Raw genomic sequence first — 13,714 nt, forward strand, 5'->3', positions numbered from 1 at the left:
TTATTATTGTAGGCATTAATTATTACACCTATATCAGCTGGATGCGCCAGAAAAAAGAAACAGATGTTAAATCTGATTTCCTAAACAGTATTAAACATGAATTTAACACCCCTATTACTACTATTTTAGTGGCAAGCAAAAGCCTGCACGAAGATGAGGTGCTCAATGACAGGGCACGCGTAAATGCACTTGTAAATATTGTAGAGAGACAGGCACGGCGGCTTCACTCTCACATTAACCAGATGCTGGAAATTTCCGAAATCAACAGCAACATTAACCTGGAGGAAACAGATCTTAATTATGCAATTCTTACTTTAGTTAATGATTATAAAATAAAAGTTCAAGAACCAAATGACCTTACTTTTGATCCTCATGGTTCGGAAATAATGATCATGGTTGATCCTTTCGTATTTACCACCATGTTACAAAACATCCTCGACAACTCCTTTAAGCACAATCATAGCGATATAAAAATGACTGTGCTCTTTATTACCGAGCATAATGGTGGATATACCATCCATATTAAAGATAACGGAAAAGGAATTGAAGACACAATGAAAGAAAAAATATTCGATAAGTTCTTCCGTGCAGGCAAAGATAATACCGTTTCGGGCCTGGGGCTGGGCTTATATTACGTTAAACAGTGCATTGATATTCATGGCTGGGAAATCAGCGTAAGAACAACATTGGGAAAAGGGACCGAATTTTTGATTCATATCCCTGCGGAGCAGACCCTAATTAGTACAAATCATTAATCAAAGAATTTTATGAGTTATGATATCGTAATAATTGAAGATGAAATAGACCTGGGCAATGTAATTTCAGAATACCTGAAATTGAGGGGATTCAGTGTCCTATGGTTTAAAACTGCTTCAGAAGCATTGGCGTATTATAGCGCAAACCAGCTTGATAACAAATTGGTTATTGTGGATGTACAGCTACCAGATATGAACGGCTTTGACCTGGCCACAGAGATGGTGATAATCAACTCCAATCAACCTTTTTTCTTTCTAACGGCACATAACGAAAAACAGGACCGTCTTCGCGGCCTCAAAATTGGTGCAATAGATTATATTTCAAAGCCATTCGAAATTGAAGAGCTGGTACTTAGGATAGGAAATATCATTAATAAGTTTTCCAGCACTCCAAACGTGCAGTTCCCATCCAGTTCAGGATTTATCAACATAGGTGATATCAGGTACCAAAAGGATCAGCTGTTTCTGCGGATGCCCGACAGCAAAGAAGTTTCCTTAACCGTTAGGGAATCGGAAGTATTAGACCATTTGGCTGGCAATATTAATCAGGTAGTTAAAAAGAAAGATATTTTATTGGCGTTATGGGGAAACGACGATTACTTTAATGGAAAAAGCCTTGAAGTTTTTATTTCAAGGCTAAGGCGGCTCTTTAAGGCCTCAGAACAAGTCAGTATAGAAAACGTGTATGGCCTGGGTTACATTCTAAAAGTTAAGTGATAGCATATTTACTTGCAAAACGAGGTAACTGATCATTACAAAGACGCTTCCATGTAAAAATAGAGAGGTTTATGTTAACGCTTCAAGAAGTGTTAGCAGGTTATATTTTCTTGACATTGATCGCTACTAACCCTTTTTTGCCCTGCTCGGTTTCATACTCCACAATGTCACCCGCCTTGAGGTCACGAACCAATAGTCCAGTCACGTGCACAAAAATGTCCTCTTGGTTCGCATCCGGCGTGATGAAGCCAAAACCCTTTTCGCCATTATACATTTTAACTTTACCTTGTTCCATATATAGATTTTATTAACATCATGGTTGTCAATCTGTTCACCAGGTATTATAAGGGCATTGATACGACCATTTCCTTCATGCCTTCAAATATCCAAGATTTTCCTTCCGCCAAAACCTTACAGTACGCTTAACCTGAGATTCAGCTCAAAACTGCCGTTGGTATAGGCACTTAAAGCCGAGGTCTGTGTGGTGTACATCCCACTGATCAGGTATTTTCTTTTAAAGTCGACACCAATGCCAAATGTGGCATTTTCACTGCTATGGTATACCCCCATCAGAAACACCTGTTTGTTTGCAATCCAGGCCTGTGCACTCAGATCAAAGATATTATCGAAGCCTTTCACCCCGCGGTAGGCTACTTTTGGTTCAAGCGCTATCCCCTCCATTCCTTCGCTCAGCGTAATCTTATAACTTATGGCCGTATAAAAAGTGGCCACATCGGCCAGCTTGATCACATCTTTTTTGAAAAAGCTTTTCAGGTTGGGCAGCGATCCCTCGATGCTCAGTTTATCTGAAGTATAGGCAATACCGAAATCCCCATCAAGATAGGTTTTCCGGTCATTGTAAAGCCCAACCATCGGGTCGTTCGGATTGCCATAAATATCTGCGTTTTCAAGACGCTGGTTCATGAAACCTACAGACAGGCCAAAATGAAGCTGCTGGTTGTTTGCGTTTAAAGGCAGGTGGTAGGCATAACTACCTACTATGCGGGTCTGCCGCTGTAGCCCCGCACTTTCATTGCTCATGTTCAGTCCTATACCAACTTTATCGAAACCATAGTCTGCGGTGAGATTCTGCGTTACGGGAGCGCCCGGAACGTTATCCCAAAGTTTACGGTAGGCCCCGTTTATGCGCAGGCCATTGTTCGCACCTGCAAATGCGGGATTGATTACATAACGGTTGGTATAATATTGTGAGGAAAGCGGATTCAGCTGCGCATGAACACTGGCTGCAGGTATCCATACGGCCAGTAACATCAATAATTTATATAAAGTCTTCATTTGATCTTCTCTTTAATTTAACTAATTTTCCCTTACCAGTGTGATAAAACCCTTTACCCTCATCTTATCTGTACCGAAATCAACAATATAATAATAGGTACCCTCTGAAAGTGCCGTTCCGTTGACTGTTCCGTCCCAGCTGTTATCGTATGCCTTTTTACTATAAATGATCCTTCCGGCCTTATCAAATACCTTAACTTCATTGTTCGGATAGTAGTCGATATTCTCGATTACCCACTTATCGTTAAAGCCATCATTATTTGGGGTAAGAATGTTGTTCGCCTTGATTTTTGAAAGATTCTCGGCCACAGTCAGGGTAATGGCCTGGCTCTGGCTGCATCCGCTGCTGTTTGTAGCCGTAACGGTATAGGTGGTGGTTTCTTTTGGCCTAACAGTAAGACTAGCAGCATTTTGACCGCTTAAGATGCCGCTGGCAGTCGCCCATACATAACTTGTAGCCCCTGTTGCGGTAAGGATAGCAGTTTCTCCCCTGCTGATACTGGTTCCCTTATCACTATTGATAGTGATAAGGGGAAGGGGATTGATCTTGAACACACCGTTGATATAATTAAAAGTATAATTGGCAGATACGCCGCCAACCGGCGAAAGCACATAATCTCCAGCCGCAGAAGACCTGCTTCCGGTGCTGTTTACCGATGGCTTTGTGGTTAAACTGTTTGCATTGTCAGAAAATTTAAAACCGTTGTAGCTCAAAGTAAATGCTGGCAGATCGGCTCCCTGGCACATCTGCTTTGCATCTGCAGTTATGCTTAGCACCGCTTTATTAATCGTCAGGTCAGCTGTTTTAAAATCTATAGTGTAATTAGCACCCGCGCTCAAGGTACTACTGGCAATAGCATATACGCCTACATTTTCGCCAGCCGCACGGCTAAGTGATCCACTAAAGCTGTCGCCAGTTCCTAATGTCGGGGCAAAAGTATAGGTCAGCGCTGGATCGGTATCTCCGTAAGTTTTGCTCTTGACAGCGGCTGTTACCGTAATGGTTTTCTTTCCGATGGTCAGATCGGCTCCCGTATAAGTCAAGATGTAATTTGCATTTAAAGCCAGGCTGCCCTGGTTGATCGGATAGGTGCCCACATTTTCGCCTGCCACACGGCTAAGTGATCCGCTAAAGCTGTCGCCTATTACCAATACCGGGGCGAAAGTATAGGTCAACGCCGGATCGGCATCACCATAGCTTTTATTCTTAGCGGCAGCGGTTACCATAATGGTTTTCTTAGCAATTACCAAATTTGCTCCTGTATAGTTCAGGGTATAATTTGCATTTAAAGCCAGGCTGCCCTGATTGATCGGATAAGTGCCCGCATTTTCGCCTGCTACTCGGCTAAGTGATCCACTAAAGCTGTCGCCTGTTACTAATGCCGGGGCAAAAGTATAGGCCAACGCCGGATCAGCATCACCATAATTTTTGCTTTTAGCTGCCGCAGTTACCGTTATTGTCTTTTTGCCAATAGTGAGGTTTGAGCCCACATAATTTAAGGTATAATTGCTGTTCAGTGCAAGTGTACCTTGATTGATGGGATAAGTACCAATATTCTCACCAACCGCCCTGCTTAAGGATCCCGTAAAACTATCACCTGTTTGCAATACAGGAGAGAAAGTATAGGTCAATGTCGGATCAGCATCACCATAGGTTTTGTTTTTCGCTACCGCTGTGACCGTTATTGTTTTTTTACCAATGGTCAGATCAGCACCAACATAAGTTATGATATACTTCCCGTCAAGGGCAAGTGTACCCTGGCCAATTGCATAGGTACCGGTATGCTCTCCCGGCAACCTGTCCAGGCTTCCGCTAAAGCTATCGCCAGCCTGTAGTGCCGGAGCAAAAGTATAGGTTAATGCCGGATCTGCATCACCATAGGTTTTGCTTTTCGCTACCGCGGTTACTGTTATTACGGTTTTCGCTTCAATGGTCAGATTGGCTCCTATGTAAGTCAGGATATAGTTTCCGTTCAATGCCAGTGTACCCTGGGTAATGGTATATGTACCCGCGGTTTCACCAGCTGCCCTGCTCAAGGATCCCGTAAAGCTATCGCCTGTTACCAAAGCCGGGGCAAAAGTATAGGTCAGCACCGGATCGGCAGCACCCTGGATTTTACTCTTCGCCGCTGCTGTGACCGTTATTGTTTTTTTGCCAACAGTGAGATTTGCGCCCACATAATTTAAGGTATAATTGCTGTTCAGTGTAAGTGTACCCTGGTTAATGGCATAGGTTCCAATATTTTCACCCGGCAATCTGCCCAATGCTCCCGTAAAAGTATCAGTACCTACCAGAGCCGGGATGAAAGTATAGGTCAGTGCCGGATCGGCATCACCATAAGCTTTGCTTTTGGCGGATGCAGTTACCGTAATGATCTTCTTGGCGATCACAAAATCAGCTCCTGTATAGTTCAAGCTATAATTTGCATTTAAAGCCAGGCTGCCCTGGTTGATGGAGTATGTGCCCACGTTTTCACCTGCCGAGCGGCTAAGTGACCCGCTAAAGCTGTCGCCCGTTGCCAATGCTGGGGCGAAAGTGTAAGTTAACGCCGGATCGGCATCCCCATAGGCCTTGCTTTTTGCTGCTGCTGTAACCGTAACTGATTTCTTACCAATAGTCAGATCAGCACCAACGTAGGTTAAAGTATAGTTAGCGTTTAAAGCTAATGTACCCTGATTGATCGCATAAGTACCGATATTCTCACCAACTGCTCTGCTTAAGGATCCCGTAAAGTTGTCACCTGTTACCAGTGCCGGAGCAAAAGCATAGGTTAATGCAGGATCCACATCACCATAGGTTTTGTTTTTCGCTGCTGCTGTAACCGTAACTGTTTTCTTACCAATAGTAAGATCAGCACCCACATAATTTAAGGTATAATTGCTGTTCAATGCAAGTGTACCCTGATTGATCGCATAAGTACCGGTATTTTCACCAACTGTTCTGCTTAAGGATCCCGTAAAGTTGTCACTTGTTACCAGTGCTGGAGCAAAAGCATAGGTTAATGCAGGATCCGCATCACCATAGGTTTTGTTTTTCGCTGCTGCTGTCACCGTTATTGTTTTCTTGCCAATAGTAAGATCAGCACCCACATAATTTAAGGTATAATTGCTGTTCAATGCAAGTGTACCCTGGCTGATTGCATAGGTGCCGATATTCTCTCCCGGCAACCTGTTCAGGTTTCCGCTGAAGCTATCGCCCGACTGCAGTGCAGGACTGAAAGTATAGGTCAACACCGGATCAGCATCACCATAGGTTTTGCTTTTTGCTATTGCGGTTACCGTTATTACAGTTTTTGAGGAAATGGTCAGATCAGCCCCAATATAAGTTAAGGTATAGTTAGCGTTCAATGCCAGTGTGCCCTGGGTAATGGCATAGGTACCTGCCGTTTCACCAACAGCCCTGCTCAGGTTTCCGCTGAAACTATCACCTGTTACCAATGCAGGCGCAAAAGTATAGGTCAGTGCAGGATCGGCATCACCCTGGATTTTACTCTTCGCCGCGGCTGTTACCGTTATTATCTTTTTGCCAATAGTGAGATCTGCGCCCACATAATTTAAGGTATAATTGCTGTTCAATGCAAGTGTAGCCTGTGCAATTGCATAGGTTCCAACATTTTCACCGGGCAACCTGGTCAGTGCTCCTGTAAACGTATCAGTGCCTGCTAACGCCGGACTGAAAGTATAAGTTAAGGCTGGATCTGCATCACCATAGGCTTTGCTTTTCGCTACAGCGGTTACCGTTACTATTCTTTTGCCAATGCTGAGATTGGCTCCGGTATAACTCAGGGTATAATTCCCATTCAGTGCAAGTGTACCCTGGCTAATGGCATAGGTGCCAAGGTTTTCACCAGGCAATCTGCTAAGGCTTCCGTTAAAGGTATCAGTGCCAACCAAGGCTGGATTAAATGTGTAAGTTAACACAGGATCGGCATCACCATAGGTTTTGCTTTTTGCTACCGCGGTTACCGTTATCGTTTTCTTGCTGATGGTAAAATCTGCATCAACATAACTTAAGGCATAGTTGCTGCTCAATGCAAGTGTTCCCTGGGTGATTGTATAATCGCCAACATTTTCACCTGGCAGTCTGCTTAAGCTTCCACTAAAGGTATCGGCAAAGGCCAGACCTGATCCGCCAACCGTAAAGGTGAAGAAAGGATCAACATTACCATATGTTTTTGACTGTCCGGCATTAGCAGTAACGGTAACCGCTCTTGGATTAATAGCAAAGGTTATACCAGGGGTAAAAGTGATTGCATAATTAGTGCTTAGTGCAAGGGTACCCTGGGCGATGGCATAGCTGCCCACATTTTCTCCCGGCGCGCGCGATAAACTGCCGCTGAAGGTATCGGCAAAGGCCAGACCCGATCCGCCAAGTGTAAAGGTCAGGAAGGGATCGACACTGCCGTATCCTTTAGATTGTGCAGTAGCTGTAACCGTAATTGCTCTTTTATTGATTGTAAAATTTGTACCGGCGGTAAAAGTTATCGCATAATTACTCCCGGCCGAAAGTGTACCCTGGGTAATGGCATAAGTACCAATATTCTCTCCCGCTGCACGGGTAAGCGAGCCGCTAAAGTTATCTCCGGTAGCTAAAGCTGGTGTAGCGGTAAAGGTCAGTGTAGGGTTTACATTTCCGTAAGTTTTTGAATTTACATCCGGAGTTATCGTAATCGTTTTGACAGTAATATTTGCTGTTGTTGATGCGGTTGTATTGCCCAAAGTATAATTACCCGATGCACCGCCGGAAATGGCAATGCCTGACACACTAACAGGTTTACCCGTACCAACCGTTGCTGTAGCAAATGAGGCGCTAGCGTAGCTTTCGGTAAATACATCACCTGCTACACGGTCATCGCTCAAGGTTACCGTGGCCGTTGTAGTACCATCGTAAACTTTATTATTCCCAGTTGCTGATACAGTTAATGGTCTTGGTGTAACCGTTAAAGCTGATGCATTAGCTGCAGCCTGTACAAAATTATAGTTTACTGCACTTAGTCCTCCACCATTCACATTATAAGAACCCACAGCACTACTTATTGTAGCCGAGGTAGACCAATTAATAGTGCCAGTTGTTGCAGTTGCTATGGTTTCCGAATTCACAAAGCCTGTTACTGTTCCTGTTAAAACCGGAACACCTGCCCCATAAATTTTTCCTATCCCACTTGAAGTATAAGTTAATGTTGCTTTCGACACTGTACTTGATGGAATATTTATTGTCAGGCTATTTGCATTTGTACTTGTTAATGTCACATTCCCGGTAATATTTGTACCGGCCGGTGCATTTGCTTTAAGTCTTACGTACGCATCACCCAATATCGTGCCCGAAGTACCAATGACAGCAGAAGGACCGAAAGTCGTACCGTCCGTACTCACCTCAAAATTGGCAGTTGATGATGGAGTGACCGTGATTCCCGCTGATAAGCCAATGCCGGATACAGTGACCCTTGTTGAAGCAGATGCTGTGCCATAAGTAGTGCTTAATCCTGCGGGGAAGCTGGCAGGGGCAAAAATTGTACCTGCTGCCGTAGATGTAGTAAATGGTTGATCTGTTCCATAGCTCGTTCCGCTACTGTTGGTAGCATAGGCTCTTACATGATATAATGTAGAAGATGCCAAGCCGTTTATGGTTCCTGAAAAAGTGCCCGTGCCACTGCCTGTTAACACTTTGGTATCTGCAATTGTGGGGATATGTCCGATTGCATAAACAATCCCACGCTCAGTTACCGCCGATCCACCTGCTGCCGTAACATTTCCGCCCATTACAGCTGAAGTAGTGGTAATACCGGTCACCGCATCAGTTGATACGGTTGGCACTGTTACTGGTGCTGTATAGGTAAAAGCATATTGTAGCGCTGCTGTATTTCCGTTTGTGGCGGCATCCTGTGCTACATTGCCCGCTATATTGATGGTAACAATACCACTTAGATTTGGTGCTGCATTAAAAGTATATGTTGTTCCACTACCTGCAAAGCTACTGAGCGATGCATTAGTGGATGTGATCTCACCTATTGAAAAACCGGTTACAGCCTGAGAAAAAGTAACGGTAAATGGGATTATGGATGTACTGGTTGTACCGCCAGAAGCAACAGTACCACTGGTAATGCTCACTGTTGGGGGCGTAGCATCTATATTAAAATTATTGGTATTGCTGTTTGTACTTACCGTGCTACCACTAACCTGAGCTGTAGCATATGTGGTATGTGGGCCATCAACAAGGTTTGTAGGTTGGATTAAGCTCCAGTTCCCACCAGCTGATGCTGTTGTGGTGCCAATAGATGAGCCATCTACATAAATATTTATGAGTGCATTACCAGGTGATGTACCAGTATACGTAGGTGTTCGTGTATTCAGTAAACTTCCGTTGGCAGGTATTACGGATACTGGTGTTGCAGTTACAGGCTGTGCCCTGGTTACAGTAATGGTATATGTTTTTGTGGTACCATCTTGCGCGGTTACCAGCACGGCGATACTATTCGCTCCCACGCTTAAGGCTACGGCCGTGGCACTGCCACTTGTTACCGTATTGCCATTGATTTTAATGGTGGCATTGGCCTGGTTTCTGGTTGCTGTTACATTAATCGATGCCGTTACATTACTTACACTTGCAGTATAAGCTATTGTAGCACTGGCAAACGCGGGTGTCAATGTACCCGCTGATATTGTTAGGGCAGATAATGTGGCATCATTGGATGAACCTACAACTGTGCCTGCCAGCAGAAGTAAGTGATCTGATCCAGCATCTACCCATATCCCATTGCCTATTGCCGGTGGATTAGGCGTTGTATTAGTTGTATTGTAATATGCCGTCTGAAATATACCACCGTTAAAAAACTGGATTTCCCAACGTCCTCCCGTAAAGAGGATTTTATAGGCCGTTGTCCCCCCAGCAACGCTACCGTTACCCGTATAGGTGTTATGCCCTGCCCCATCGTTGCCGGTTACATTCATCGTAACAACAAAATTGCCGGCATCTCGTTCAAAGGTATCCTGAAACTGGATCTGGGCATTTGCTGCAAGAATGAGCAGTAAAAGAACGGTGGTAGAAAATAAAACGCGTAAAGCTTTTTTCATATCAAATAGTTTATAAATCCTAATGTCAGCAGGCATCAAAAACAGCTATGGGCGACCGGGTGGCATTGCATTTGGTTTGTAGAAACCACAGCTTTGATTCTGAGCAAAGCTGTGGTAAAGAATTATGTTAATCTCTTGATGGGAATACCCCTTCTAATGCAATAACGTAGTTAAGCGCCATATATGGCTGCATCACAGGCACTGGATAACCATTGCCAGCAACACCTATTGTCATTGGGTTCATCGGCACATTTGGTGCATTTGTGGTATAATCATTATCGCCTCTTCCCTTACTTGCAAAATAATTGCCTGATGGGGATGGAACTGTTCCGCTGGCACTTACTGCCTTAACAGCGTGTGTGTGGGGGGGTAAGTTATCCCTGGTAAGGGTTACAGTTTCTGAGCCATAATCAGTTCCTAGTGGAAGGGGTGTTAACCCTGGGCCGTTACCTGCCCCTACCGGTACAATTCCCTGTAAATTAGGCAATGCAAAGGTGGTTACACCATCACCGCCATAATTGGTACCAATAAGTGCAAATAGTGCGCTATATTGCCTGATGGCCAAAAGCTGGCCGCGGCAAAAAGCCCAGGAAGTGGGGGCATAACTTTCTGCCACTAATTTTATTTCTCCTATAAAGTTCATTTCTTTTATTTTTGATTTATACTTTGGTTAGTTTCTGGCTGGGTAGATGCCAGTTGTGGCTATTATAAAAGTAAGCCCCAGGTACGGCTGTTGCACAGGTAGCGGTCCGTTGCCACCCGTTAAACCCAGTGCACCTGTAGCCATCGAGGTGTTGGGTGTAGCGTTAGAAAAATCAAGATCTGGTGCAACGGAATCAGCGAAATAGGCATTAGCAGGCGCGTTGGTTGCACCAGGTGTATTATTGGCCATAAAAGCATGGTTATGCGCAGGCAACTGAGATTGTAAAACAGTAACATTCTGGTTTCCGCCAGTTTGCCCAAGAGTATAACTTACCCCACCTGGGCTTGTTCCAAAACCTATTGATACACGCCCCTGTAGGTTTGGTAGCCCAAATGTAGTGGTTCCATTGCCGCCATACGTGATACCCAAAAGAGAAAACAAAGCTTGATTGCTTTGAATCGGCAAGATCTGCCCATTGCAGAGTGCCCATCCTTTAGGCGCAAAATTTATCGATACTATTCTGATATCTCCTAAATAAAAATCCATTTTTTTTTCAGTTTTAAAGGTTTAAGATAATCGGTTAGCTCGGTGTTGGAAATATACCCGCTAACGCTATGATATAGTTTATAGCCAATGATGGTTGGTTGATGCTAATGGGCGTATTGTTCCCTGTAAGCGATACCGATTGGTTACCCATCACCACATCCGGCGTAACGGTTCCCAAAGCAAAGTCTGGATCTGCTGACCCTGTATCTGCAAATGCGTTATTGGCTGGCGTATTGGCATTGCCTTCGGCCAGTTGAGCCATTAAGAGATGGTTGTGCGCCGGCATCTGGCCTACCGTCATTGTAACCGATTCCTGGCCTGCTTTTTCACCTATCATTACAGGTGATAAGCCAGGGCCAGTACCTACATGTACAGGCACACGCCCCCTTAGGTCTGGAATAGCAAAGGTGCTTTGTCCGTCGCCACCATAGGTGGTACCAATGAGTGCAAAAAGCGTATCATTCTCACTGATCGAAAGAAGTGAGCCATCGCAGAATTTCCAGGATGATGGTGCATAGGTGCCTGCATACATCCTGATTTCGCCGATGTAATTTGAATCTAACATAGTATGTGGTTTATGGTTAAAGATTAATTATATATTTCGTGGTATTCGAACATATTGTTTTCAAACTTTTCTCCCCGCTGCACACCCATTGCCGCCAGTTTAGCACCGGTTACAAAGCCTTCATTGAGTTTGATGATATTAATGCGCAAGATTTTGCGGTCGGCACATTGCACATATATTCCGCTGGCATCTGCATGTACTATTGTCCCAGCACCAAATGCCGCTTCCCCAGTGGCTTCAACAGGCGAAACTTCCAATACCCTTACCAATTGCTGTTTAAAAGTTGTTACAGCTCCGCCTGCGCCTGGATTACTGGCATTAACCTGTGCCTCTACCTGTGCGGCAGTTTGCACGTTCCAGTCAATAGCCACATCAGCAGCAGCAGCCCTCGGATAGTAGCTTGCTAAACTTTGATTTACGGGTAATGCTGTAATCTGCTCTCCGCTTTTCAGTTTCTCCATCAATTGACCAATCAGATTAAGGGCCACAGCACCATGTCTGCCATCGGCTATACCCCAAGTTTCGCCGGGTATAAAAGGTACTGGTTGCTGCATTACTACTGCGCCGGTATCAAAACCTGCATCAACTTTATGGATACTTACCCCTCCACTGGTCTCGCCGTTTTTCATTTGCCAAAACAGCGGATCTGCCCCCTTATAAGCAGGCAACATACTAAAGTGTACATTAAAAAAGCCAAGTGGCGGAAACTCATAAAGATTGGCTGGGATCCGGTAAGAAAAACCAAACATCAAAACTACATCGGGCTGTATTTCAACAAACAGCTTTTTAATAGCTGTAAGTAGATCTTGTCTGTTTACTTTGAAAAAAGATACATCATTATTGTTACAAAAGTACTCAACACCTAAATGATGATCTTTAAGCTTATCCGTAGAAACAACAGCTTTTAATAAATCCTGTGCACCTAAATAATCTAGTACAGGTATACACGAGAGATGAGTAGAAAATACGATTATTTTCACTAGGATGATGATTAGAGTAGGATGTAATTTAGACTACGTAAATTTATTTAATTATTTCATTAACTCCAAACAAGAATAACAAATACTTATTTTTAAGTATATTTTGTCTAATTTTTAGACTTAAATTAGTAGTCATAAAAAACTATTTTCACCTGTACCATGGTCATTTATTCAAAGACAAAGCAGAATACCCCCATTACTGATATACAAAGTGACCTACGGAGTATTACATACAATTGGATGTCGCACTTCAATGTATCCCACTACAATGGCTCTTGGGCAGTACTGCCTTTGCGTACGCCAGGAGGCACGGACAGCATTTTCCCTGACTTGATCATAAACCAAAATATATAGATTATGCAGTTAACACTGAATTAGATCGAACAATGCCTCAACAAAAACAATTTAAACGCCCAACTCTGATGTAAAATAAGGCTGCAAACTATTCCGCTACAAGTTTAAGTCCAATCAGGGATATCACCAACGTACTCAGGAAAAAGAGGCGCCAGAAAGTAGCTGGATCTTTAAACACAAGAATGCCAACCACTACTGTACCTACAGCGCCAATACCTGTCCAAACAGCATAGGCAGTTCCAATAGGCATCGTCTGTGTAACTTTCATTAATAAAAGCATACTAAGAGACATGGTTATAAAAAAACCAAGGTACCATAGATAAACAGYACTTCCGGTCGCTTCCCTTGCCTTACCGAGACATGATGCAAAAGCCACTTCACATAGGCCGGCTATAGCCAATAAAATCCAATTCATAGTTAAATTATTTGCCTGTTAAGGTATTATTAACAAATTAACCGTTTCCTCATTGGTAGGTGATCAAATATATTGTGATCTAGGCGGATCGGCCAGTTTCTGCTTTATCCTTTTACCAGGTCATTGATATACTGCTGTAGCGTAATTTTTCCCTTTACAGCGTTCTTCGGCACCTCAATATGATTAGCTGCTATTTCGGTCATAGCCGCGTAAGACGCAGCAGCCTCATCAGAAAACCCCGCTGATTTAAAAGCATCAGTCCATTGCTGCTTCGGAATTACTTTTACGCTTACCTTCTTGCCCAGTGCATCAGAAAACCCGTCCGCCACATCCTGTGGCGAATAAAGTTCCGGGCCTAACATAGCATTCAAC

General features: G+C 43.8%; 11 protein-coding genes. 2 read left to right on the forward strand and 9 right to left on the reverse strand.

Features of this window, described 5'->3' with window-relative positions:
• The coding region (locus AC1DPQ_RS03990) for a sensor histidine kinase (protein ID WP_477608041.1) at positions 1-755 on the forward strand (755 nt) is incomplete at its 5' end.
• Positions 756-767: 12 nt separating this feature from the next.
• Positions 768-1,472 (forward strand): response regulator transcription factor, encoded by a 705-nt coding sequence (locus AC1DPQ_RS03995; RefSeq protein WP_477578685.1) that lies wholly within the window; start codon positions 768-770, stop codon positions 1,470-1,472.
• 100 nt (positions 1,473-1,572) lie between these two features.
• On the opposite strand, the gene AC1DPQ_RS04000 is transcribed toward AC1DPQ_RS03995, so the two are convergent.
• The 9 genes from AC1DPQ_RS04000 to AC1DPQ_RS04040 all read right to left on the reverse strand — a co-directional run.
• A complete protein-coding gene (locus AC1DPQ_RS04000) occupies positions 1,573-1,767 on the reverse strand; it encodes a cold-shock protein (protein ID WP_215130303.1) in 195 nt (64 codons plus the stop codon).
• A 116-nt stretch (positions 1,768-1,883) separates the two neighbouring features.
• The gene (locus AC1DPQ_RS04005; protein WP_477578686.1) at positions 1,884-2,768 is read right to left on the reverse strand and encodes a PorP/SprF family type IX secretion system membrane protein; all 885 of its coding nucleotides are present in this window, start codon (positions 2,766-2,768) and stop codon (positions 1,884-1,886) included.
• A gap of 21 nt (positions 2,769-2,789) precedes the next feature.
• Positions 2,790-9,839 (reverse strand): MBG domain-containing protein, encoded by a 7,050-nt coding sequence (locus AC1DPQ_RS04010; RefSeq protein ID WP_477608043.1) that lies wholly within the window; start codon positions 9,837-9,839, stop codon positions 2,790-2,792.
• Between the two features lie 127 nt (positions 9,840-9,966).
• On the reverse strand, positions 9,967-10,482 hold the full coding sequence (locus AC1DPQ_RS04015; RefSeq protein WP_477578690.1) for a phage tail protein: 516 nt from the start codon (positions 10,480-10,482) through the stop codon (positions 9,967-9,969).
• Between the two features lie 27 nt (positions 10,483-10,509).
• The gene (locus tag AC1DPQ_RS04020) at positions 10,510-11,028 is read right to left on the reverse strand and encodes a phage tail protein (protein ID WP_477578692.1); all 519 of its coding nucleotides are present in this window, start codon (positions 11,026-11,028) and stop codon (positions 10,510-10,512) included.
• Between the two features lie 34 nt (positions 11,029-11,062).
• A complete protein-coding gene (locus AC1DPQ_RS04025) occupies positions 11,063-11,593 on the reverse strand; it encodes a phage tail protein (RefSeq protein WP_477578694.1) in 531 nt (176 codons plus the stop codon).
• A 23-nt stretch (positions 11,594-11,616) separates the two neighbouring features.
• Positions 11,617-12,573 carry a methionyl-tRNA formyltransferase gene (locus tag AC1DPQ_RS04030; protein ID WP_477578696.1) on the reverse strand — a complete coding sequence of 319 codons (957 nt, stop codon included), beginning with the start codon at positions 12,571-12,573 and terminating at the stop codon, positions 11,617-11,619.
• Between the two features lie 442 nt (positions 12,574-13,015).
• On the reverse strand, positions 13,016-13,342 hold the full coding sequence (locus AC1DPQ_RS04035; RefSeq protein ID WP_477608045.1) for a DMT family transporter: 327 nt from the start codon (positions 13,340-13,342) through the stop codon (positions 13,016-13,018).
• Between the two features lie 104 nt (positions 13,343-13,446).
• Positions 13,447-13,714, reverse strand: a 268-nt coding sequence (locus AC1DPQ_RS04040; protein WP_477608047.1) for a hypothetical protein, incomplete at its 5' end; no start/stop codon positions are given.

This window comes from Pedobacter sp. 01T416_2, from assembly GCF_056398925.1.

Coding starts and splice junctions, on each gene's coding strand:
- AC1DPQ_RS03995 (WP_477578685.1), top strand. CDS start 768: ATGAGTTATGATATCGTAATAATTGAAGATGAAATAGACCTGGGCAAT.
- AC1DPQ_RS04000 (WP_215130303.1), bottom strand. CDS start 1,767: ATGGAACAAGGTAAAGTTAAAATGTATAATGGCGAAAAGGGTTTTGGC.
- AC1DPQ_RS04005 (WP_477578686.1), bottom strand. CDS start 2,768: ATGAAGACTTTATATAAATTATTGATGTTACTGGCCGTATGGATACCT.
- AC1DPQ_RS04010 (WP_477608043.1), bottom strand. CDS start 9,839: ATGAAAAAAGCTTTACGCGTTTTATTTTCTACCACCGTTCTTTTACTG.
- AC1DPQ_RS04015 (WP_477578690.1), bottom strand. CDS start 10,482: ATGAACTTTATAGGAGAAATAAAATTAGTGGCAGAAAGTTATGCCCCC.
- AC1DPQ_RS04020 (WP_477578692.1), bottom strand. CDS start 11,028: ATGGATTTTTATTTAGGAGATATCAGAATAGTATCGATAAATTTTGCG.
- AC1DPQ_RS04025 (WP_477578694.1), bottom strand. CDS start 11,593: ATGTTAGATTCAAATTACATCGGCGAAATCAGGATGTATGCAGGCACC.